Raw genomic sequence first — 21,893 nt, 5'->3', positions numbered from 1 at the left:
TTCGCCTCGGATCGAGGTCTGCGCTGCATCGTGCACCGCTCGACATCGGATCGCCAGGGACTGCTCGGTCCTCCCCCCGTTCCCCGCCGATCGCGCCTCATCCAGACGGATGCCGCAATCGGCCCACTAATACGACCATCTCGGCAACGGGCGGCACCCCCGTGCACGACGGTGATCGGCCGGAGCCGCACGTTGTATCAGGACGCCTCCGGCGCGATCGGTCAGGCAGATCCGAGCGCCGACCGAAAACCGCCGGTGCCCAACCTGGAGAACCGCCGAGCCGGCCGGCCGCCGGACCTCGCCGCTGTGCGGCCTGACCGGGATCGGGAGCAGTCATGACCGTCATCGCCGATGACCTGCGTGAGGAACTCGTGTCCGACTTCGGCAGAGCCCGCCAGGAACTCGTCCAGGCCCGCCTGCGCCACCGACAGAAGGACACACCTGACAACCGGTCGGCGGTCCGGGAGCGCCAGGCCCAGATCGACCAGATCCTGGACGTGTACATCGAGATGGTCCTCGCCGCACCCCTGTGACAGTTGGCGGACGATGGGGCCGAAACCCGGTCCGAGAGCTCACCGATGGCCACCGCCGTCGGAAAGGCCCAGCCAATTCCGTTCCAGCACAAATGGAGTGGGTCGCCGCCGCGCGCATTCGCCGTCCACGCTGACGATCCCGCTGTGCAGGAGAAGGAACGCCGGATGCAAGAGCGGATTGCCGGGACGGCGAACTTCATGACGGTAGGAGTCGAACCAGCGGCGGTATCAAGACTGGTCAACATGCGTCTGACAAGCAGGTCCGCCGGCCAACGCCCTTGTCGGAGGGGGTGCCACCCATTCGGCACCGCCACCCCCGGCGAGCCGGCTATCCGGCGATGACTTCGTGTCACCGCAGAAGCGTCACCGTCACGGCACCGGGGAGAGATCGGTGAACACCTACGATCCTGCAGACGGGGTTCTTTACGTTCACATGGTCCGGGAGACGGATCCTTACTCCGTTCCGGTCGAGGGTGGACGCACGTGCACGAGACTTCCCGTCGGATATGCCAATCGATCCTCACGGACAGCCATCAGCGCGCCCCGGATGCATTCCCCGAAGACGTGATGTTCTCGGCGAGGCCGGCTGGAGAGGGCGCCATCGCTGTTGGGCCACTCCGCGACAGCAGGCTCGTGAATTCGCGCAGACTCAGGCACGATCCATGGCCGATCTGGTGCGATGTCGATGATTCGGCGTGAGGGATACCGTCGATGCCCGGGGACAAAGCCGGATACGACATCAGGGGCACGGGACGCGGACACCCCGGCGTCGGCGCCGAACCCTCCTCGGCGAATGCCGACCAGGCCTGCCGAGGCAGTGATGGGTGACCGAGGAGCTCCTGCCCGCCGGGGAGTGGGTCACTCGGCTGCTGCCGCCGGCGGACCTGCCGCTACCGCCGTCAGCGGCGCCGACGGATTGATGACCGTGCTCCAGACCGGGCGCAGCTGGACCCGGCCGGCTACGTCTGGCCAGCCGCTCCGGGGCATCGGCGAGCGCGGGCTACGGAATGGACCGCGGCCGACGTCGACCGCTGTGTGATGACCAACCATGGAGAGCACACCCGCTGCCGCGCGTGCTCGACGTCCGCCCGACCTCGACATGCCTCGCCGACGAGCGTCAGGGGTCTCCGATGCCTCGGCATCCTGCTCCCCCAGAAGTCGGCGCAGACCCCTGACGGCGATGCACGGATCCACGTGCCCTGCAGCACCACGACGCGGGCTACTGCACACCGGACCGGCAGCGCGTATCAGACGGTCGTCGCCGACATCGGTACCTGTGCACAGCGGGAGATCCGGTGAGCAGCCAGCGCAGCCGCAGGCAGCGGACGCGCATCGGGGCGCCGGCGCACCTCCCCCACTCATCCGGCACGGGAAAGGTTCTCGGTTGTCCATCACCTCGCACGAATCTGCGCGCCTTCGACATGATCCTGGCTCCGGGCCGGCACGGGCGATGGGCCGTCCGCCGATCGAGTTCGGCATCGCGGGGTTCGGTCTGTGCCTCGGCGAGGACCAGGACGTCAACGAGGTCGCCGGGACGTACGTGAAGGACCCCGAGCGCATCGCCCGGTGGGGCTACCACACCTTCCACCGGGCACCGCCCGGCACGACGTCGACCGCCATGGCGGCGCAGGCCGCCCGGCGCGCGCTCGACAGCACCGCGACCGATCCCGACGACGTCGACCTCGTCGTGCTGGTCAACTCGGAGATGCCCGACTACCACTACTGGGACTCCTCGGCGGCCCTGGCCCGCGAGCTCGGGATCTCCGGCCGGCAGACGCTGTTGCTGAACGAGGGCTGCGCCTCCGGCGTCACCGGCCTCGGGACGGTCGCCGGCCTGATGGCCGTGCAGCCGGAGATCGACACGGTGCTGTTCGCCGTGGTCAACCGGGTCAGCGAGCACCACCGCAACCGGATGACGGTGAACAGCTCCATCCAGAGCGATGGCGCCGTCGCCGCGGTGCTCGCGCGGGGGCATCTCCGCAACCGATGGCTCGCGACCGAGCAATTCACCGATCCCGAGTACTGCGACTTCTTCCGCGGCGACTACGGCGCCGCAGTCGCACCTGTGCCGCCGGAGGGATGGTCGAGTGCCACGGCCGTCAGCGGGCTGCAGCGCATCCAGCAGCACTTCCAGCGGGATCCGCGCCGGCTGCGACAGTTCGTCGACCTGCTCAACACCCGGGTGGTCAAGGTCGTCGACGGGGCGTGTCGGCGGGCCAGTGTGCGCACCCGGGACCTGGCCCGGGTGTTCTACATCAACGACAGCCCCGACTCGGTGCAGGACATCGCCACGCTGCTCGACCTGCCGATCTACCGCACGAACGCCGAGCTCGCCGCGGCACACGGCCACATGGGCGCCGCCGACCAGCTCGTCTCGCTCGCCCAGCACGTGGAACGGGGCGAGCTCGCGCCGGGCGACCTGGTGGCGCTGTGCGGCATCGGCATCGGCATGCGCTGGTACTGCACGCTGGTCGAGGTCTGAGCCGATGGCGATGTGCGACGTCCGGGGCCACCACGCCTCGGACGACGAAGCCCTCCTCACGGCTCTGCGAGCGGCGGTCGCTGCCCGACGGGCGCCCGACCCTGCGACCCGGCAGGCGCTGGAGCACTCGGACGACCTCGGCGTGCGGCGCAGGGCCGGCCGGATCCTGACCCGGCTGGAGCCGGCGGACTCCGATGACCTGCGACCGGTACGGGTCTCGGTCCTCTCGACGTTCACCGTGGGCGCGTTCGAGCACCTGCTGCGCACAGCCCTGATCGGCGCGGGGACCCTCCCGTCGATCGCCGTAGGCCGGTACGGGTCCTTCGAGATGTCCCTGGCCACGAGCACCGTCGCGCGCGACGACGACCCGGACGTGGTCGCCTGCCTGCTGGCCGACGCGTTCTTCCTGCCCACCGGCTGGAGCGCGGCCGACGTGCCGGCGTTGGTCGACGTCCTCGAGGCCCGCGCGGCCCACCTCCGCGACCTCGTCCTGGGCGCCGTGCAGCGCAGCACCGCGACGATGGTGCTGCACACCGTGCCGCTGCCGGCCGACGTCCGCGACGGTCTGATCAGCTGGCGGGCCCGCGCCGCGGTGACCGCGGCCTGGCACCGGCTGAACGCCGCGATCCTCGAGCTGGCCGTGGCACGGCCGCAGGTGGTCGCTATCGACCTCGTCGGTCTCCTGGCCGACGTGCCCGCCCCCGCGCGGGACGACCGGCTGCACCGGTACGCGGACATGCCGTATTCGGAGCCGGTGCTGGAGCTCCTCGCGCAGCAGGTCCGCCGGGTCGTCCAGGCCCGGCTCGGGCTCTCCCGCCGGGTCCTCGCGCTGGACCTCGACAACACCCTGTGGGGCGGGGGCGTCGGCGAGCTCGGCGCCGGGGCTGTGCAGCTCGGCGGCCTCTACCCGGGCAACTGCTACACCGAGCTGCAACGGACCGCGGCACGTCTGCGGGAGCAGGGCGTCGTCCTGGCGCTGGCCAGCAAGAACGACGCGGACCTGGTGGAGCGCACGCTGACCGAGCACCCGGAGATGGTGCTGCGCCCGGAGGCCTTCTCCGTGCGGGCGGTGAACTGGTCCCCCAAACCGGACAACCTGCGCCGGATGGCCGACACACTGTCCCTGTCGACGGGGTCGTTCGTCTTCCTGGACGACTCACCGTTCGAGTGCGGCGCCGTCCGGACCCAGCTGCCCGAGGTCGCCGTGGTCCCGGCGGACGGCGATCCGGCGCACCTGACCCGGAGGCTGCTGCGGCACGGGTGGTTCGACGTCCTGGACCTGACCGACACCGACCGCGACCGGCCGGAGCTCTACCGGGCCCGGTCGCGCCGGATCGAGCACTCGGCCTCCTTCGCCACCACCGAGGACTACCTGCAGGCGCTGTCCCTCGAGGTGTCGGGCACGCCGGTCACCGGCTACACCGTGCCGCGCGTCGCCCAGCTGGCGGCGCGGACCAACCAGTTCAACCTCACCGGCATCCGCTTCGACGAGGCGACGACCGCCGCGAGGGGAGCGGGCGCCGGTTCCCTGGTCGCGGCGTTCGCCGTGACCGACCGCTTCGGTGACGAGGGCATCGTCGGTGCCCTCTGGGCCGGCGTCACGCCGCAGGTCTGGCGCATCGACAACATCGTCCTCAGCTGCCGGGTGCTGGGCCGAGGCGTCGAGCTGGCGATGGTCGAGTGGATCGCCCGCCGGGCTGCCGCCGCAGGCGCGCACCGGCTGGCCGCCCGCTTCGTGCCCACCGGCCGCAACGCCGCCGCCGCCTGCGTCTTGGAACAGGCCGGCTTCCTGCCGTCCGGCGAGGACGGCTGGTGCGCGATGGACCTGTCCTGCCGACCCGACACCTGCCCGCCCTGGATCAGATTGCGAGACGGCGACGAATGAACGCAACGACCCCGGAGGCGACCGTCGAGGACATCGTGGTCGCCGTCCTCAGCGCGGTGCTGGCCGAGCCGGTGGACGCCCTGCGCGCCGAACCCCTGCTCGGCACGTACGACTGGGACAGCCTGGCCTCCCTCGAGGCCCTGGTGCAGCTCGAGCAACGGCTCGACGTGGCGCTGGACCTGCGCGACTACCGCGGGGCGCGGGCGATCGGCGACCTCGTCGAGCTGATCCGGACGACGCGCGAGAACCCGTCGGCGCATGTCCGGCGCTAGCACCCGCAGCAAGCAGACGCACGCATCCGTGCGACCGACCATGGAGGTTTCCGTGCAGCACCAGGACGTCGAGCTCCTCGCGATCGGGGCTGGACCGGCGAATCTCGCCCTCGCCGTCGCGCTCGAGGAGCTCGCTCCCGAGGTGGCCGCCCACTCGCTGATCATCGAGAAGCACGAGAACGTGGTCTGGCAGCGCGGCATGCTGCAGCCCTGGACCCGCAGTCAGGTGTCCTTCCTCAAGGACCTGGTCACGCTGCGCAACCCCCGCAGCGAGTTCTCCTTCGTCAACTACCTGCACTCGGTCGGGCGGCTGGACCAGTTCATCAATCTGGGCAGCTTCACGCCATACCGGAGGGAGATCTCCGACTACCTGCAATGGGTCGCCGCATCCCTGCGGCGGGTGGAGATCGACTACGGCCGGGAGTGCGTCGCGATCCGGCCCCGGCACGCCCCGGACGGAGCGGTCACCGGCTGGCTCGTGAGGACGGCCGACGGCGGCACCATCGGGGCCCGGGACCTGGTCATCGGTGCCGGTCGGGATCCGCACGTCCCCGCGGAGTTCGCCGATCTGCCGCCGCACAAGGTCATCCACAGCACCCAGTTCGAGGCGCGGGTGGCCGACCTGGACCCCGAGGGGCCGCACCGGTTCGTCGTGGTCGGCGGGGCGCAGAGCGCGGCGGAGATGCTGTGGGCGACCCACCAGGGCTTCCGGAACGCTCAGTGCACGATGGTGATGCGGTCCATCGGCCTCAACGGCTACGAGAGCAGCAAGTTCACCAACGAGCTCTTCTACCCGTCGTTCGTCGACGAGTTCCACGCCTCCCCGCCGGAGGCGCGCGCCCAGCTGCTGCGGGAGATGCACCGCACCAACTACGCGGGGCTGTCCCCGGCGATGCTCGAGACGCTGTACCACCAGATGTACCTGGAGCGCCTCACCAGCACCGAGCGGCTCCGGATGGTCACCATGACCGAGATCGTCGGTGCCCGGCCGGCCGGTCCGGCGGACGGCGCGGACGAGGGCGAGGTCGTCCTGACCCTCGCCGACCGCAAGACCGGGCAGCAGAGCACGCTGCGGTGCGACACGGTGCTGCTCGGCACCGGCTTCGCCCCCCGGATGCCGCGGCTGATCCAGGACCTCGCCCGGTCCGTCGGCCTCGGTGAGGCCACGGTGGACCGCGCCTACCGGATGGAGATTCCCGGCAGCGCGACCGCCGGCTGCTACCTGCAGGGCGTCAACGAGGCGACGCACGGCATCGCCGACTCGCTGCTGAGCGTGCTCGCCGCCCGTTCCGGCGAGATCGTCACCGACCTGCTCGGCCGCCGCGATCCGCGGCGGCTGCCCACCCCCCTCCCGCTCGCGGGCTGAGAGGACCGAACGATGAGCATGACCATCCGCCGTCTCGACCGGGACGGCCTCACCGAGGACAACGGGCTGGTGGCGCAGCGCCTGCTCCCCTGGCCGGCGCTCAACGCGCCGTTCGAGGGTTCCTGGTGCGTGGTCCCGCCCGGCGCCGCATCGGGCGCGCACGGCCACGCCGAGTACGAGATCTGGGTGGCGATGAGCGGCGCCGCGGAGATCGTCACCGACACCGCGCGCGTGCCGTTCGTCGCGGGCGACGTCGTCCACTTCTCCCCGCACGAACGGCACCAGGTGGTCAACGACGGCGACGAGCAGTTCGAGATGTACGCCGTCTGGTGGGACCCGGAGATGACGGAACGGTTCACGGCAAGGCATCGGGAGGCAACGGCATGAGCACCACCGGACGCACGGCGATCGTGATCGCCGCGACACCGACCTCGAACGGTGACCTGCACGTGGGTCACCTGGCGGGGCCCTATCTCTCCAGCGACGTCTACGCGCGCTACCTGCGGGCCACCGGCCGCGAGGTGGTCTACACCACCTGCACCGACGACAGCCAGAGCTACGTGGTGACGACCGCTCACCGGCAGGGGACGTCGCCGCAGGAGCTGGTCCGCCGCTCGACGGCGGCCATCCAGCGCACGCTGGACCTGACCGGCATCTCCATGGCGCCGCTGCCTCCGATCGACGACGGGTACCGCACGACCGTCCTGGACTTCCTCTGCTCGCTGCACGCGGCGGGCCGGTTCCGGCTGCGGACCGTGCGGCTGCCCTACGCCCAGCGGTCGGGCACCTGGCTCTACGACGGCCTGGTCAGCGGGGTATGCCCGACCTGCCTGGCGTCGAGCAGCGGTGGGGGCTGCGAGAACTGCGGGCATCCCAACAACTACGACGAGCTGCTCGAGCCGACGTCCACCCTGGATCCGGACGATCCGGTGATCCACCGGGAGCACCAGATCCTGGTGTTCCCCCTCGAGGAGTACCGCGAGCGGCTCACCGCCTACTTCGCGGCGCACGCCGATCGCTGGCGGCCCCACGCCCGGCAGCTGGTCCGCGAGCTGCTGGCGCGGCCGCTGCCGGACGTGCCGGTGACCGTTCCGGGCAGCTGGGGCATCCCCGCGCCGTTCCCGGAGACGCCGGGGCAGGTGCTCTACCCGTGGGTTGAGGCGATGCCCGCGTCGATGTACAGCACCTGGCGGGCCACCGGCCGGCCGGAGGTCGACACCGACCGGCTGTGGCGCCGCGAGGAGGACGCCGAGCTCGTCTACTTCCACGGGTTCGACAACGTCTACCACTGGGGCCTGATGGACCTGGTGTTCCTGATGGCCCACGGGGACCGGTACATCACCCCCGAGGCGAACGTGTGCAACGAGTTCTACGACCTCGCCGGCGAGAAGTTCTCCACCAGCCGCAACCACCTCGTGTGGAGCGCCGACCTGGTGGCCGAGGTGCCGCGGGACCTGGTCCGCTTCCACCTGGCCCTGACCGGCCCCGAGTACCAGCGGACCAACTTCGACCGCGGCGCGCTGACCGACGTGATCGGCCGGCGGCTCGTCGGGCCGTGGAACGAGCTCGCCGACGCGGTGTCGCGGGCCCTGGGCGGCGTCGACACGTCGCGGCCGCTGCCCGTCACCCCGGCCGGGCGGGCGCGTGCGGCGGTGCTGCACTCGCGGTTCCGGCTCTGCTACGAGCTGGCCGACTTCAGCCCGGCACGGGCCGCCGAGACGGTGCTCAGCAACCTCGGCCGGCTGCGCCGGACGGCGGAGGCGGTGCAGTCCTTCGACGCCCGCGACTCGGTGGGCGACCTCCTGCTCGAGGTCCGCACCCTGCTGGCCGGTGCCGCACCCATCCTGATCGACGCGGCCGCGCAGGCCAGGGCCGAAGACGTCGACCTCCGCCTCGGTGGGGAGCCGGCGGACGCCGTCGCGGCCTTCCGGCTGCCCCTGCTGCCGCCGGCCGTGCCCGACCGGTCGGACCGGCGTCCCGCGTTCGACGTCCCCGCGCGAGGTGCGGCGTGAAACTCCTGGCCATCGAGACGCGGCAGTACCTGTCCTACTACGTCTCCCGCTACCAGCAGGTCGAGGCCCTCGGCGTGGACCTGTACGTGCTCAACGGCGAGGGCACCCCGGACTTCTGGCCCGCCGACCGCTACCGGCCGGTCGGCTCCACCCACATCGACCAGATCGTCGCCCGGGCCCGGGCATGGCACGAGCACGAGCGGTTCGACGGCGTCATCACCTTCTCCGAGTCGTCGGTGATCACGGTCGCCGCCGTCGCCGAGGCGCTCGGACTGCCCGGCATCGGGGTGGAGGCGGCCCGCCGCAGCCGCAACAAGTACCTGATGCGCCAGGCGTACGAGCGGGCCGGGGCGCCCAACCCGCGGTACCGCTTCGTGGCGACGCCGGCCGAGGCGCTGGCAGCGGCCGAGGAGTTCGGCTACCCGGTGATCCTCAAACCCACGATGGGTGCCGGCAGCAACTTCGTGTTCAAGGTCGACGACGCCGCGCAGTTGGCCGAGCGCTTCGAGCAGGCGAGCACGGGGATCCGGCAGATGTTCTGGGCGGTCTCCGAGCCCGACGGCGTCGATCTCGGTCCGCAGGGGCTGCTGGTCGAGTCGTTCCTCGACGGCCGCGAGCACCTGATCGAGGCGGTGGCCTGGGACGACGAGGTGTACCTCGGCTCCGTGGTGGACCGGATCACCGTCGAGGGCGGCACCTTCGACGACGACGTCCACAGCGCGCCCACGTCGCTCGGCCCCGACGACCTCGCCAAGGTGCATGCGGTCGTGAAGGCCGCCGCGCACGGCCAGGGTCTGCGGCGCAGTGTGATGCACGCCGAGGTCCGGTTCCACGAGGGCGAGCCGCACCTGCTCGAGATCGCCGCCCGCGTGGGTGGCGGCGGCCTGGACCAGATCGCCCGGCTCACCGCCGGGCACGACCCGATCAAGGCCGTCGTCGACGTGGGCCTGGGCCGCCGGCCCGACGTCGGGCACTACCGGCCGACGGGCACGCACGTCACCGCGATGTGCCTCATCTGCGAGGCGGGCCAGGTCGAGCACGTGGAGGTGCCGGCCGAGGTGAGCGAGTCCGACCGGACCTTCCTGCTCAAGATCACCGCGCGACCCGGCGACGTGATCAGACGCCCGCCGGACGGCAACACCATCCTCGGCTTCCTCGGCACGACCGGGAGGTCGCAGGCCGACGCGCTGGCGACCATGAACCATCTGGCCGACCGCATCACCGTGACGTTCGCGCGGTGACCCCGGACCTGCTGACCCGACCGACAGGGCGGCCACCAGCAGTCCCGGAGGCCGCGCCGGGTGGCGATCCCGCCCGGCGCGGCCCCGGCCCCACCCACACCGATAGCGACACGGAGGAGCTGCGCCGGTGATCGACTACGACGAGAAGCGGTTCCGCCCCGTCGGGGGCCCGGCCGGCGAGGAGGGCCGGGTCGCGGCCTACCGCCAGTCCGGGGATCTGGTGTGGGGCGAGTTCACCGGCGGCTGCGCGCGCCGCGGCGCCCTGACCGGCACAGCGGCGCCCGACGGCCGGCTCGAGTTCGGCTACTCCATGGTCCTCGACACGGGGGAGGTCGTCTCCGGCCGCTGCCGCAGCATCCCCGAGATCCTCGCCGACGGCCGGATCCGCCTGCACGAGACGTGGGAGCGCTACGGCTCCCGCGCCGGCATCGGGACGTCCTGCATCGAGGAGATCCCTTCGACCCCGATCACTCCGAGGAGGTTGCGGTGACCGCGCCGACCGCGATCAGACAGCACACGTCCCGTCGGCCCCGCCACGGCGGCGTCGTCACCTGGGCCTGCGCCCCCGGCTTCCCGCCCGCCGTGATCTTCCCGTTCACCCCGGCTGAACGCATGGGAACGCGCAACGTCCTGGAGTTCCAGGCCCTGATGTACCGGCCGCTGTACTTCTTCGGCAGCGACGGCACGCCGGAGGTCGACCTCGTGAACAGCATCGGCGAGGCGCCGGTGTGGAGCGAGGACGGGCTGACCGTGACCGTCCGGGTCAAGCCCTGGCGGTGGTCGAACGGCGAGACGCTGTGCGCCGACAACGTCCTCTTCTGGGTCAACCTGATGAAGGTCAAGGGCGCCCGCTACGGGGAGTACGTACCGGGCTACTTCCCCGACAACCTGACGGCGTACGGCAAGACCGCCGAGGACACCGTCTTCTTCACCTTCGACCGTGTGTACTCGAAGCGCTGGGTGCTGATGAACCAGCTCAGCACCATCACGCCGCTGCCGAAGGCCTGGGACCGGACCGCCGCCGGACCGGCGAACGCCTCCGGCGACATCGCCGACGTCGAGGCGGTCTACGAGTACCTGATGGCCGAGCAGGGCGACATCTGCGACGAGGGCAACGAGCACCGGACCCGGTGGGCCGACAGCCCGATCTGGAGCACGGTCAGCGGGCCGTGGCGGCTGAAGAGCTACACGGTCGACGGCGTCGTCACGTTCGTGCCGAACGAGTGCTACTCCGGCCCAGCGAGGCCGTACCTCGACGAGTTCCGGCAGGTGCCCACGTTCACCGACGAGGAGCAGTACCGGTTGCTCGAGGCGGGGCCGGACGGCCGGGATGCGGTCCAGGTCGGCTACCTGCCGCTGAGCTTCGCTCCCGAGCCCACCGTGGATCCCACGGTCGGCGGGGTCAACCCGCTGGCCGGGCGCTACCGGCTGGTGCCCCAGGTGGCGTACTGCATCCGGTACATCTCGCTGAACTTCAACAACCCGACCGTCACGGGGAAGCTGTTCGCCCAGCCCTACCTGCGGCAGGCCCTGCAGAGCACGCTCGACCAGGACTCCGCGGTGCGTGACATCTACCAGGGCTACGCCTACCGGCAGAACGGCCCCGTGCCGATGATCCCCCGGACCGATCTGGTGTCACCCCGCCAGCGCGAGGGCGCCTGGCCGCTGCCGTTCGACGTCGTTCGGGCCAGGCGGCTGCTGGAGGACAACGGCTGGGACCCCAGCACGACACCGGCCGTGTGCGTGCGTCCCGGCACCGGCCCGGGGCAGGCGGGCGCGGGCATCCCTGCCGGGGCGAAGCTGTCGATCCTGCTCCGCTACGTCGAGGGCCGCCCCGCGCTGACCCGGCTGATGGAGAAGTACCGGGCGGACGCCGCCGCCGCGGGCATCGAGCTGCGGCTGCAGGAGGTCTACGGTTCGGTCCTGGTTGCCGAGGATGCGCCCTGCGTCCCCGGCCCGGATTCGCCATGCCTGTGGGAGATGTGCTGCTGGAACGGCGGCTGGGTCTACCACCACCCCACCGGGGAGATCCTCTTCAAGACCGACGCGGGCGGGAACTTCGGGCACTACAGCGATCCCCGCACCGACGAGCTGATCGCCCGCACGGTGACCAGCGAGGACACGCGGGCGCTGCACGAGTACCAGGACCACATCGCCGAGCAGGTGCCGGTGATCTTCACGCCCAACTTCCCCATCCGGCTGTTCGAGGTGGCCGAGGAGCTGCACGGCTTCGAGCCGGTGAACCCCTTCGGGATGATCAACCCGGAGAACTGGCACTACCTCGAGGACGCGTCGTGAGCGGCCGCCCGGTGCTGATGCTCGTCGCGAGCGGCATGCGGACCTACCGCGAGTACTTGCTGCGCTCGATCAGCACGCACTTCGACGTCCATCTCCTGCACACCGCCGAGCCGTCGTGGGAACGGCCGTACCTGGCCGGCTGGACGGTCGTGCCCAGCACTGTCGATGGGCCGGCGATGGCGGCCGTCGCGACGGCGGTGCACCGGGACACCCCGGTCAGCGGGGTGCTGTGCTGGGACGAGGGCCGCATCCACGCGACCGCGTACGTCGCCGGAGCGCTCGGCCTGCCGAACGGCGACCCCGCCGTGATCTGGCGGCTGCGGGACAAGGCGCAGACCCGGGCCGCGCTGCGGGCGGCCGGTGTCCCCCAACCACGGTCGGTGCCCGTGCGCACCGTCGAGGAGGCCCTCGACGCCGCCGCGGCCGTGGGCTACCCGGCGGTGCTCAAACCCCGCGGACTCGGCGCGAGCCTGGGTGTGGTCCGGGTGGGCGACCCGGCCGAGCTGCGCGTGATGTTCCCGTTCACCCGGGACACGACCGCACCGGATCCGGTCGTGTACAGCTCCGAGCACCCCGTCCTGGTCGAGGAGTGCGTGGTCGGCGAGGAGATCAGCATCGATGCGGTGGTCCGCGCCGGCGTCGTGACCCCGCTGTTCGTGGCCCGGAAGGTGGTCGGCTACCCGCCTTACGCCGAGGAGGTCGGGCACTTCGTGGACGCCGCCGATCCGCTGCTCGCCGACCCGACCCTGCGGGAGGCGCTGCAGGCCACCCACACCGCGCTCGGGTTCCGTGACGGCTGGACGCACACGGAGTTCATGCTCACCGACGCCGGCCCGCGGCTGATCGAGGTGAACGGCCGCCTCGGCGGTGACCTCATCCCCTACCTGGGTGCGCTCACCACCGGCCTCGACCCCGGCCTGGTCGCCGCGACCGTCGCCTGCGCTCAGGAGCCGGACCTGACGCCCACCCGCCGTCGTGTCGCCGGCATCCGGTTCTTCTACGTGGACGACGACGACACTCCGCTGGGCGACGTGTCCTTCGACGCCGGTGCCCTGCCACCGGCGACCGACCGCGCGGTCGCGGTCGCCGTGCCGGGATCGGTCGTCTCGCCGCCGCCGAGGGGAACGGTGTGGGGGCGCATCGCCTACGCCACCGTCGTCGGCGACAGCGTCGGGGAGTGCCGGCGCGCCCTCGACGCCGCCCAGGCCGCGCTCCGCGTGGAGGTGGCCCCTCCCCCCGCCCTCGTGCTCGCCGGCACGACGATCCCCGCTCCCTCCCCGTCCCGAGAGGACGCCCGATGACCGACACCTCCCCGCCCCTGCTCGAGATGCGGCTGTTCCGGGTCCGGCCCGGCACCCGCGAGGAGTTCCACCGGATCAGCGTCGAGGGGACGATCCCGCTGATGCGCAGCCTGGGCATCGACGTCCTCGCCTACGGCCCGGCCACCAACAACGACGACCTCTACTACCTGCTCCGGGCGTTCTCCTCGGAGGAGCAGCGCAAGCAGCAGGCGAACGCGCTCTATGCCACCGATACCTGGGAACGGGACTTCGACGCCCCCGTCATGGGGATGATCGAGGACTACCGGATCGCGGTGATGCCCGCGACGCCCACGCTGGTCGCAGAGTTCGCCGCCGCGCGGGAGACCACCGACCCCGCCACCGGGGCGGGTGCCTAGATGACCGCCCCGACGGTCCTCGCGCACTTGGACCACGTCGGCGACGTCGCCGACGACTACCGCCACGTCGACAAGATGATCCGGCCCGCCGACGACCTCCCGTTGCCCCGGTCGCACCTCAAGTGGTACGACGTGCACCGGCCGCAGAGGCAGGTCGACGAGGACGTCCGCGCGCAGGCGCGCACCTTCCTCACCGCGGAGGTCTCCGCCGGGCGGCTCCCGATCGCCGGCCAGCTCGGCTTCACGATCCTGCACCTGTGCGGGGACTCGTTCTACTTCCTCATCGTCTGCACCTGGCGCAACGACAACGAGATGTGGGAGACCGTCTACGCCCGGGACATTCGCGAGAGCGAGGGGTTCGTGCTCCTCCCGCAGGGCAGCCACCGTGCGGTCCTCTGCGTCTGGGAGCTCCGGGCGGTGGTCCACGAACGCGAGGCGTGGATCCGGTACCTGCGCTCTGGCCGGCGGCGGCGGGACAAGATCGCCTATCTCGGGGACCGGTTCTCCGGTACCGCCTGAGCACCCCCTGGACGACCCAGCGGAAGGCTGCCCTCGATGGTCTCCGGGCACGACGTTCGCCGCGTCGCCCTGAGCCTGCCGCGCACCCACGAGGCGGCACTCCCCCGACGAGACCTCCATGAGGTTCGCCTTCCCCGAGGAGGAACGGGCCGCGCTCGTCGCCGGGACACGAGAAGTTCCGCATGCCCGTCCCGTCCGACCACCTCCGCTACACCTGGGTGCGCACGTGGCTGGCCCGGCTGGAGCCGGCCGAGATGCGTGAACTGATCATCGACGCCTGGTCGATGTGCCTCCCGAAGTCGGTCGCGGCCGTCCGGCTCCGCGCCCAGGGGATCGCCGACCGCCAGCCCCGCGGCTGCCGTCCTTGTTTCCGGCCGCCCGATCCTCCCCTGCCCCGATCCGGTCCCGGAAAGGCCCTCTTCATGCCCGAGCTGCTGGCCCGCGACGACCGCCCGGTCCCCCTGAGCCGCCGCACGTTGACGGACGCAGCCGACGAGCTACGCCGTGCCGTCGCCGTCAGGGCGGCCGGTCGATGAGGGTGGCGATCGTCGGCGGCGGAATCGCCGGCGCGCTGCTCGCCTGGCGGCTGACCGCGCACAACCCGCGGACGGCCGCCGTCGAGGTGTTCCTCGGCGACCGGCCCCCCTCGGCGGACGCCACGGGTGCCTCCGGCGGGCTGGTCCGCGGCTACGAACCCGATCCGCAGGCCCGGCTGCTGGCCACCGAGAGCCTCGCCGAGCTGCGGGACAGCGCCACGTTGCGGACCTGGTCGGACTACCGGGAGATCGGTTCGCTGTACCTGACCGCCGACGACCCGACGGGTGCCCTCGAGCAGATGGAGCGCTCGCTGCCGGGGTCCGCGGCCGCCGCGACCGCCGCCCAGCTCGCCGCCCGGAGCCCGTTCCGCGGCCTTCCGCCGGGCACGGTCGGCGTCGTCGAGCGCCATGCCGGCTACGTGTCACCGGCCCGGCTGCGCGACGCCGTCCTGGCCCGCATCGCCGACGCCGGCGCGGCCGTCCACGACCGCTCTGTCGAGGGGGTGACCACGGCCCCGGCCGTGCGCCTCGCCGGGGGCGCGCACCGCCGCTTCGACGCCGTGGTCGTCGCTGCCGGCGCCTGGTCGGCGCACCTGCTCGCCATCGCGGGCGTGGAGACCGGCGCCCTGCGCACGAGACGCATCCAGTACGACGTCCGCGCCGGCTGCCCGCCTGGCCTGGGTGCATTCGTGGACGAGACCAGTGGCCTCTACGGCCGGCCCTTCGGCGGTGACGCGCTGTTGGTCGGCCTGCCGTCGCAGGACTGGGACGTCGACCCGCAGGCCGTCGTCCCGGATCCCGGCCTCGCCGACCGGGTCGCACTAGCCGCCCGCGGCCGGCTGGGGACCGCGTCCGGCCGGCCGGTCCGAACCGTCGCCTCGTTCGACTGCTACGCCGACGCCCCTGGCCTGGCGCTGCGGCGGGCCGCACCGGCCACGCCGCTGTTCAGCTTCACCGGCGGCAGCGGCGGCGCGGTCAAGACCGCCCTCGCGGCCAGCCGGGCCGCGGCCGACTCCCTGCTCCAGCTCTCGCCCGCCGCCTGACCCAGGACGGCGCGTTCCCCGGAAAGGACACCCGATGGACCGCACGACCCTGACCTCGATGTTCCTCCAGGAAGTCACCGCGAGCGGGGCCGACCCCGCCGCCCTGGTCGGTGCGGACGCGCACACCGACCTGATCCGGCGGCTGCCCCCCGAGCGGTTCCTCTCCCGGCCGCTGTTCCTCGGTGCCGCCGAGCGGGCCCGGCTGCACGCCGACCTGGAGAACCTCCGCTCGGCCCTGGTCAGCCTGCCCGGCCGGCTGTTCGGCGGCGACCTCGCCGCGTTCGCGCGTGCCGTCGGCCTCGACGACGTCCAGGTCTCCGCCGTGCTGCGCAGCCGCGGTGCATGCGTCACCCGGCAGACCCGCGCCGACCTGTACACCGACCCCACGGGGTTCCGGTTGCTGGAGTTCAACATGGGCAGTGCGCTCGGCGGGATGGACAACGCGGACATGGTTCGCGCCTACCTGACCCATCCGGTGCTCGGTGGCTTCGCGCAGGCGCAGGGCCTCGGCTACACCGACACCATGCAGGAGCAGGTGCACACCCTGCTGGCCGAGAGCGGGTTCGAGCCCGGATCGTTCCCGATGGTCGCGCTGACCGACTGGCCGAGCAGCTACGCGACCATGGCTCCCTACATGCGCCAGTTCACGGCCCGCTGGCGGGAGCTCGGCCTGGACGCGCACCCGTGCCACATCGGCGAACTGGAGGTCCGCGACGGGCGGGTCTGGTTGAGGGATCGGCCGGTGGACATCATCTCGCGGATGTTCCTCATCGAGGACCTGCTGGAGTCGCCGGAGGCCCCCGCGCTGATGGACCCGATCCTCGACGCGGCCGCCCGCGGCGAGGTCGTGATGTTCACGCCGATGGACTCGGAGGTGTACGCCAGCAAGGGCGCCCTGGCGATGCTCTCCGACGAGCGCAACCGGCACCTGTTCGACCCGGAGGAGCTGGCCAGCTTGGACCGGATCCTGCCGTGGACCCGGATGGTGCGGCCGGGCCCGATCACCCTCGAGGACGGCAGCCGGGTCGACCTCGTCGAGTACGCCCTCGCCCACCGGGAGGACCTGGCGCTCAAGCCGACCCTGCTGCACGGCGGCCACGGCGTGCTGCTGGGCTGGGCCGAGGACACCACCGAGGAGTCCTGGCGCCGGCAGGTGACCGAGGCGATCGACGGCCCGTACGTGGTGCAGCGCCGGATCCGGCCGGTACCCGAGCAGTTCCCGGGTCCGGACGGCGGCCTCGTGCCGTGGATCGTCGCCTGGGGGGTGTTCACCGTGTCCACCGGCTACGGCGGCGTCTTCGCCCGCGCGAACACCGTCGACTCCGGCGTCGGGGTGATCAACCTCGGCAGCGGCTCGTCGGTGGGCTGCGCGATGCACGCGGTGGCGGGCTGACCCGACTGCTCTGACGGTGTGCCGGCACCGGGCGCCTCCAGGAGGCGCCCGGTGCCGGCACACCGTCGCGTCGCACCTGGCATCCATGCAGGAGGACGGCGAGGGGCCGCTCGGAGACGCACGTCCGCGAGGCGGCGGCCCGCTCGGGGACGGCCTGCTCGAGGCTCGTGTCCCGAGAAGTGGACCAACGAGGGTCCGCCTGGTTCTCTCCGGAGGAGCGCCCCAACTGTCCGGTGAGTGGGGTTCGGGCGTCCCGAAGCGGTCCACGATCCGAAGATCCGGTCCGTGGTCAGGCGGTGGGGTTGAGGGTGACGGAGTGAGCCCAGGCCTGGAGTCCGCGGACGTGCGGGCCCGGCTCGGCGAGGACCGCCGCGGCTCGCTCGCCGGCGATGAGGCCGCCATGATCGCTCGCCCGGAGACCCCGAACGGGTCGCCGACCACGACCGAACGCTTGATCAGGACGCCCTCGAGCAGCGTCTCCACCCGCTGCTCTCCCGCGGTGCGTTCGGCGGGCAGGTCCACGCGCTGGCGCGTCAGGGGCCGCAGCGTCCGGATCTGCGGCGGGCGGCACGAAACGTGGACGCAGCATCTGCCGATCGCTCTTCGGCCTGAGCAGGTGCGTGACGTCATGAGCGTTGACCGGCCAGGTCTCCACGCGGTCCTCCAGCAGAGGGCCGGCGCCCGCCAGTGGTCGCTGGTCGCCCCCATCACCACCCGGCTCACTCCCAGCTCGGCCAAACCAGTCACCCAGCGCCGGCAGGGCGGCGGTCATCGCGGGGACGGGTTCCGGCCCGGAACGGCACTCCTCGGCAGGGTGGCGCGTGCTTCGGGCGAAGGTCACTTGGTCGCGCTGCTCGCTGTCGTGCCGATCTTTCCCTGAACACCGCCACGTGCGTGCCTGGCCGCCGGCGTCGACGGCCAGGCTCTGCTGCCCCACGACCGCCAGGCGCGGAATCGCCCACCGGGCCGGGTTCCGGCTCGGTGGGCGATTCCGCGCATGCGAAGGATCCCCTCCCCTACGGGCGACGTCCTGCGGCGATCGGGCTCACGCCGCCGCCTCGGCTCTCCGCCGGGCCGCGGACGGGCGCACCGCCACCTTCCGCCAGGACGCCGTCCGTGCGTGCCGCGGCAGCACCGACGGAACAACCCCGAGCAGCCCGAAGAAGACCGCCAGCAGTGATCCGCCTGCGAGAGCCACCCACACGGCGTGTCCGAGAACGGCGAACAGGGCGCCCCCGATCAGCGGGCCGAGTGCCGTGCCCAGGCCGAACGCGAACTGGAAGGACCCGATGTAGCGCCCCTTGAGCTCCGGCGGCCCGGCGAGCGCCGGATAGGAGAAGACCGCGGGACCGCCGATGATCTCCGCCGCGGTCCAGGTGAGCGTGCCCGCGACGATGACGGTGGCACCGAGCGGCAGCCCGTACAGCAGCATCCCCGCGCCGACGAGGAGGAAGGAAAGGCTGATCACCACCCGTCGGGGCCACTTCTGCGTGAACTTGGTCAGTGGCAGCTCGCACGCGATGACGATGAAGCCGTTGAGCGCGATCGCGACGCTGTACCACAGGACGTCCACCCCGGCCGCCTGCATGTCCAGCGGCAGGGTCGAGAGGTACTGGACGTAGACGACGGCGTTGAGCAGCGTGGCCAGCAGGTAGAAGACGTATCTGCGGTCACGCAGCACCCGCAGGTAGCCGGCCCGCGGGGCCGGGGACGCCGCGGTCGTGGCCGCGCGCCGGATGACGCGCTTCGGCAGTGCCACCAGGGCGACCACCGCGTACAGCGTCGCGGCCGTGGCGTCGGCCCAGAACAGCAGCGCGTAGTGCTGGTCGCCGAGCTCATACAGCAGGAAGCCCACGAGCGGCGCGGCCGTCGTCCCGAGGTTGAGCCCGAACCGGTAGATCGCGAAGATCAGCACCTGCCGGTCCTTGGGCGTGAGATCGGACAGCAGGGCCGACGACGCCGGGCGGTACGCCTGGCCGACCAGGCTCACCAGAGCGACCGCGGTGAGCAGCAGAGGGTAGTTCGGCAGGTACAGCAGGGAGGCCAGCAGGACCCCGGAGCCGGCCATGCTGATCACGGTGGCGGCCCGCGCGCCCAGTCGGTCGGCGAGCGCTCCGCCGAGGAGCAGGCCGATGACCGCGCCCGCGCCATAGATGCCGAGGGCGATCACCGCCTGCCGGTTCGAGTAGCCCTTCGAGGTGAGGAACAGGACGAGGAAGATGTTCAGCAGCCCGCCGAGGCGGTTGATGAACACGCCGGCGAGGATGGCCTTCACGGCGACCGGCGATTCGCGGAACGTCGTCCACAGGCCGGGGGCCTGCGCCGCTGTCTGCGGGGGCATGAGTGTCACCTGTCTTCGGAAGAGGGGCCGGGTCCGTCAGAGGGCGGGGGCGAGTTCGTGGTCGCCCGTCGTGGCCGCGCGGTCCAGGTGCCCGGCGGCGAGCCGGAGCAGCGGTGGCGCCAGCGTCGAGGTCGCCAGCGCGATGAGGACGACGACGGTGTAGATGCCGGTGCCGAAGACCCCGGCACGGAGCGCGACGGTCGCGACGACGACCTCGATCACGCCGCGGGCGTTCAGCCCGGCTCCGACTGCGAGCGCCTCCCAGGCGCCCAGCCGCGCCGCTCGCGCACCGGCGAGGACGCCGGCGAACTTGCCCACGATCGCGATCAGCAGGATCCCCAGTCCCCAGGCCAGCAGGGTCGGGTCGGCCAGGGCGGTCAGGTCCATGCGTAGACCCGCGGTGGCGAAGAAGATCGGCGCCAGGACCCCGAGCACGACCGAACGCAGCGGTGCGAGCCGCTCGGCCGAGATCTTTCCGGTCGACGCGAGGGCGACGCCGCAGAGGAAGGCACCGAGCAGCGCCTCCAGGCCCACGGCCTGGGTGACCGCCGACGACAGCAGGAACAGGACGACGACCGCGGCGGCCAACGTCCGGGGTTCCTGGGGCATCCGGCGCGACCGGACGGCGGCCCGCAGGAGGCGCCGTCCGGCGAGCCGCCAGCCGGCGAGGATGACGATCAACGAGCACAGGGGCCACACCGAGGACGCCATGCCGCCCCCGGTCGCGGCCAGCGCCGATGCCACGGACAGCAGCAGCCAGCCGGCGAGGTCGTCCACCGCGGCGGCACAGATGATCAGCTGGCCGACCCGCCCGTGCAGAAGGTTCATGTCGAACAACGTCTTGGCGATGACGGGGATGGCGCTGACGCACATCGCCACACCCAGGAACAGCGCGAAGACCGGCCGTTCGGCGCCCGCTCCCAGCAGCACCTGCGGAGCCAGCAGACCCAGCCCGATCCCGAGCCCGAGCGGGACGACCAGCCCTCCCGCGCTGACCGCGACCGCCACGGTGCGGCGCGAGCGGAGCAGTGAGGCGTCCAGGTGCATTCCGGTCAGGCCGACGAGCAGCAGCACCCCGATCTGGCCGATGGCGTCGACCAGCTGCAGGGAGCCGCCGTCGGGTGACAGCAGCCGGCCGGACAGGTCCGGGGCCAGGTGGCCCAGGACCGAGGGTCCTAGCAGCACGCCGGTCGCCAGCTCCCCCAGGACGGCCGGCAGCCGGAACGCGACCGCCAGCCGGCCGAGGAGGACGGCCGCACCCAGCAATGTCCCGACGGCCGTGAGCAGGTACAGGACCTCCTGCGCCGGGAGGGGCGGTACCGGCGCCGCGAGCACGAGCGGATCCATCTGCGTCATGTCGCCTTGGTGCCGACCTCGAGCGTGCAGCACTTCGGCCCGCCGCCGGACTTCGCCAGCTCGGACATGTCCACCCCGATCGGGACGAAGCCGCGCTCGCGCAGGGTGTCGGCAAGGCCCGTTGCCTGCTGGTTGAGGACGACGTGCCGGCCGTCGGAGACCGCGTTCAGCCCGAACGCCGCGGCGTCGGCCGCGTCCGCGAGGACGGCATCCGGGTACAGCCGCTGCAACAGCGCCCGGCTCCTCGGCGAGAAGGCCCGCGGGTGGTACATGATCTCGCGCTCGGCGAGGACCGCCAGCGCGGTGTCCAGGTGGTAATAGCGGGGATCCACCAGCTCGAGCCCGACCACAGGTCGCCCGAAGTACCGCTGCGCCTCCTCATGGGCGCGCGGGTCGGTGCGGAACCCGGTGCCGGCGAGCAGCCGGTCCCCATCGAGCAGGAAGTCCCCCTGCCCCTCGTTGACGTACCGAGCGGTGCGGACCTCGTGGCCGCGCCGCCGGAACCACTCGGCATGCGCGGGCCCTTCGGCGGCCCGCTGGGGGTAGCGGAAGCGGGCCGCGAGGACCTTGCCGTCGACGACGGTCGCCCCGTTCGCGGCGAAGACCATGTCCGGCAGGCCCGGCTGCGGAGTGAGCTCGTCGACAAGGTGACCCAGCCCGCGGAGGACCGCCACGAGGTCCTCCCACTGCAGCACGGCCAGATTGGTGTCGGTCGGCTTCTCCGGCTGCATCCAGGGATTGATGCGGTAGGAGACGGTGAAGTGGGTCGGCCGGCACATGAGGAACGAACGGGAACGGGCGGTTCGCGGCACGGTTGAGCTCCCAGGGGTTCGGGGTGTCCTGCCGCTGTCGGCAGCCGCAGGCAGGGTGGGCGGTCCGGCGTGCGAGCCGGCCGGGAAGGTTTCAACGGGCACCGGACGCGGCCGTCCGGGCGGCGG

19 protein-coding genes are annotated in these 21,893 nt (G+C 72.0%); 16 read left to right on the top strand and 3 right to left on the bottom strand.

Translation table 11 applies throughout. The features are described from left to right. Positions 1-335: 335 nt before the first annotated feature. The 16 genes from AB3388_RS08510 to AB3388_RS08435 all read left to right on the top strand — a co-directional run bounded on the left by AB3388_RS08510 (position 336) and on the right by AB3388_RS08435 (position 17,258). The gene (locus tag AB3388_RS08510) at positions 336-533 is read left to right on the top strand and encodes a hypothetical protein (protein WP_495410325.1); all 198 of its coding nucleotides are present in this window, start codon (positions 336-338) and stop codon (positions 531-533) included. A gap of 1,450 nt (positions 534-1,983) precedes the next feature. Continuing rightward, entirely contained in the window at positions 1,984-3,015 is a 1,032-nt protein-coding gene (locus tag AB3388_RS08505) for a 3-oxoacyl-[acyl-carrier-protein] synthase III C-terminal domain-containing protein (RefSeq protein WP_495410324.1), read from the top strand. A 142-nt stretch (positions 3,016-3,157) separates the two neighbouring features. After that, positions 3,158-4,900, top strand: coding sequence for an HAD-IIIC family phosphatase (locus AB3388_RS08500; RefSeq protein WP_495410323.1), 1,743 nt, complete (start codon positions 3,158-3,160; stop codon positions 4,898-4,900). Beyond that, positions 4,897-5,172 (top strand): acyl carrier protein, encoded by a 276-nt coding sequence (locus tag AB3388_RS08495; RefSeq protein WP_495410322.1) that lies wholly within the window; start codon positions 4,897-4,899, stop codon positions 5,170-5,172. The genes AB3388_RS08500 and AB3388_RS08495 overlap by 4 nt, the downstream gene beginning before the upstream one ends. A 52-nt stretch (positions 5,173-5,224) precedes the next feature. Then, positions 5,225-6,538 carry a lysine N(6)-hydroxylase/L-ornithine N(5)-oxygenase family protein gene (locus AB3388_RS08490; protein WP_495410321.1) on the top strand — a complete coding sequence of 438 codons (1,314 nt, stop codon included), beginning with the start codon at positions 5,225-5,227 and terminating at the stop codon, positions 6,536-6,538. 12 nt (positions 6,539-6,550) lie between these two features. Next, positions 6,551-6,925, top strand: coding sequence for a cupin domain-containing protein (locus AB3388_RS08485; RefSeq protein WP_495410320.1), 375 nt, complete (start codon positions 6,551-6,553; stop codon positions 6,923-6,925). Then, entirely contained in the window at positions 6,922-8,550 is a 1,629-nt protein-coding gene (locus AB3388_RS08480; protein ID WP_495410319.1) for a class I tRNA ligase family protein, read from the top strand. The genes AB3388_RS08485 and AB3388_RS08480 overlap by 4 nt, the downstream gene beginning before the upstream one ends. Continuing rightward, a complete protein-coding gene (locus AB3388_RS08475) occupies positions 8,547-9,791 on the top strand; it encodes an ATP-grasp domain-containing protein (protein ID WP_495410318.1) in 1,245 nt (414 codons plus the stop codon). Before AB3388_RS08480 ends, AB3388_RS08475 begins: the two co-directional genes overlap by 4 nt. A 127-nt stretch (positions 9,792-9,918) precedes the next feature. Further along, positions 9,919-10,281: an avidin-fold protein gene (locus AB3388_RS08470; protein WP_495410317.1), complete on the top strand. Its 363-nt coding sequence runs from the start codon at positions 9,919-9,921 to the stop codon at positions 10,279-10,281. Further along, positions 10,278-12,089: an ABC transporter substrate-binding protein gene (locus AB3388_RS08465; protein WP_495410316.1), complete on the top strand. Its 1,812-nt coding sequence runs from the start codon at positions 10,278-10,280 to the stop codon at positions 12,087-12,089. The genes AB3388_RS08470 and AB3388_RS08465 overlap by 4 nt, the downstream gene beginning before the upstream one ends. Then, positions 12,086-13,390 carry an ATP-grasp domain-containing protein gene (locus AB3388_RS08460; RefSeq protein ID WP_495410315.1) on the top strand — a complete coding sequence of 435 codons (1,305 nt, stop codon included), beginning with the start codon at positions 12,086-12,088 and terminating at the stop codon, positions 13,388-13,390. The genes AB3388_RS08465 and AB3388_RS08460 overlap by 4 nt, the downstream gene beginning before the upstream one ends. Further along, positions 13,387-13,767: a hypothetical protein gene (locus AB3388_RS08455; RefSeq protein WP_495410314.1), complete on the top strand. Its 381-nt coding sequence runs from the start codon at positions 13,387-13,389 to the stop codon at positions 13,765-13,767. Before AB3388_RS08460 ends, AB3388_RS08455 begins: the two co-directional genes overlap by 4 nt. Then, complete coding sequence (locus AB3388_RS08450; protein WP_495410313.1) at positions 13,768-14,286, top strand: hypothetical protein; 519 nt, start codon at positions 13,768-13,770, stop codon at positions 14,284-14,286. It begins immediately after the preceding gene. Positions 14,287-14,468: 182 nt separating this feature from the next. Next, the gene (locus tag AB3388_RS08445; RefSeq protein ID WP_495410312.1) at positions 14,469-14,822 is read left to right on the top strand and encodes a hypothetical protein; all 354 of its coding nucleotides are present in this window, start codon (positions 14,469-14,471) and stop codon (positions 14,820-14,822) included. Then, complete coding sequence (locus AB3388_RS08440; protein ID WP_495410311.1) at positions 14,819-15,865, top strand: FAD-dependent oxidoreductase; 1,047 nt, start codon at positions 14,819-14,821, stop codon at positions 15,863-15,865. The genes AB3388_RS08445 and AB3388_RS08440 overlap by 4 nt, the downstream gene beginning before the upstream one ends. A 34-nt stretch (positions 15,866-15,899) precedes the next feature. Beyond that, positions 15,900-17,258, top strand: a complete 1,359-nt coding sequence (locus tag AB3388_RS08435) for a hypothetical protein (RefSeq protein WP_495410310.1) — start codon at positions 15,900-15,902, stop codon at positions 17,256-17,258. Positions 17,259-18,303: 1,045 nt separating this feature from the next. Here the strand turns inward: AB3388_RS08435 and AB3388_RS08430 are convergent. Genes AB3388_RS08430 through ddaH form a run of 3 tightly spaced genes read right to left on the bottom strand, consistent with a single transcriptional unit; the run spans position 18,304 to position 21,767 of the window. Next, positions 18,304-19,599 carry an MFS transporter gene (locus tag AB3388_RS08430; RefSeq protein ID WP_495410309.1) on the bottom strand — a complete coding sequence of 432 codons (1,296 nt, stop codon included), beginning with the start codon at positions 19,597-19,599 and terminating at the stop codon, positions 18,304-18,306. 36 nt (positions 19,600-19,635) lie between these two features. Further along, complete coding sequence (locus AB3388_RS08425; RefSeq protein WP_495410308.1) at positions 19,636-20,955, bottom strand: cation:proton antiporter; 1,320 nt, start codon at positions 20,953-20,955, stop codon at positions 19,636-19,638. Beyond that, positions 20,952-21,767 carry a dimethylargininase gene (ddaH, locus tag AB3388_RS08420; protein ID WP_495410307.1) on the bottom strand — a complete coding sequence of 272 codons (816 nt, stop codon included), beginning with the start codon at positions 21,765-21,767 and terminating at the stop codon, positions 20,952-20,954. Before ddaH ends, AB3388_RS08425 begins: the two co-directional genes overlap by 4 nt. Positions 21,768-21,893 lie beyond the last annotated feature (126 nt).

It is taken from the genome of Geodermatophilus sp. SMS 5-13 (assembly GCF_059428245.1).
The sequence above is the reverse complement of the archived record's forward strand: the minus strand, read 5'-3'. Positions and strand labels throughout refer to the sequence as shown.

Excerpts from the sequence above, each read along its gene's own strand:
- AB3388_RS08510 (WP_495410325.1), top strand. The coding sequence starts at position 336 with ATGACCGTCATCGCCGATGACCTGCGTGAGGAACTCGTGTCCGACTTC.
- AB3388_RS08505 (WP_495410324.1), top strand. The coding sequence starts at position 1,984 with ATGGGCCGTCCGCCGATCGAGTTCGGCATCGCGGGGTTCGGTCTGTGC.
- AB3388_RS08495 (WP_495410322.1), top strand. The coding sequence starts at position 4,897 with ATGAACGCAACGACCCCGGAGGCGACCGTCGAGGACATCGTGGTCGCC.
- AB3388_RS08485 (WP_495410320.1), top strand. The coding sequence starts at position 6,551 with ATGAGCATGACCATCCGCCGTCTCGACCGGGACGGCCTCACCGAGGAC.
- AB3388_RS08480 (WP_495410319.1), top strand. The coding sequence starts at position 6,922 with ATGAGCACCACCGGACGCACGGCGATCGTGATCGCCGCGACACCGACC.
- AB3388_RS08455 (WP_495410314.1), top strand. The coding sequence starts at position 13,387 with ATGACCGACACCTCCCCGCCCCTGCTCGAGATGCGGCTGTTCCGGGTC.
- AB3388_RS08450 (WP_495410313.1), top strand. The coding sequence starts at position 13,768 with ATGACCGCCCCGACGGTCCTCGCGCACTTGGACCACGTCGGCGACGTC.
- AB3388_RS08445 (WP_495410312.1), top strand. The coding sequence starts at position 14,469 with ATGCCCGTCCCGTCCGACCACCTCCGCTACACCTGGGTGCGCACGTGG.
- AB3388_RS08440 (WP_495410311.1), top strand. The coding sequence starts at position 14,819 with ATGAGGGTGGCGATCGTCGGCGGCGGAATCGCCGGCGCGCTGCTCGCC.
- AB3388_RS08435 (WP_495410310.1), top strand. The coding sequence starts at position 15,900 with ATGGACCGCACGACCCTGACCTCGATGTTCCTCCAGGAAGTCACCGCG.
- AB3388_RS08430 (WP_495410309.1), bottom strand. The coding sequence starts at position 19,599 with ATGCCCCCGCAGACAGCGGCGCAGGCCCCCGGCCTGTGGACGACGTTC.
- AB3388_RS08425 (WP_495410308.1), bottom strand. The coding sequence starts at position 20,955 with ATGACGCAGATGGATCCGCTCGTGCTCGCGGCGCCGGTACCGCCCCTC.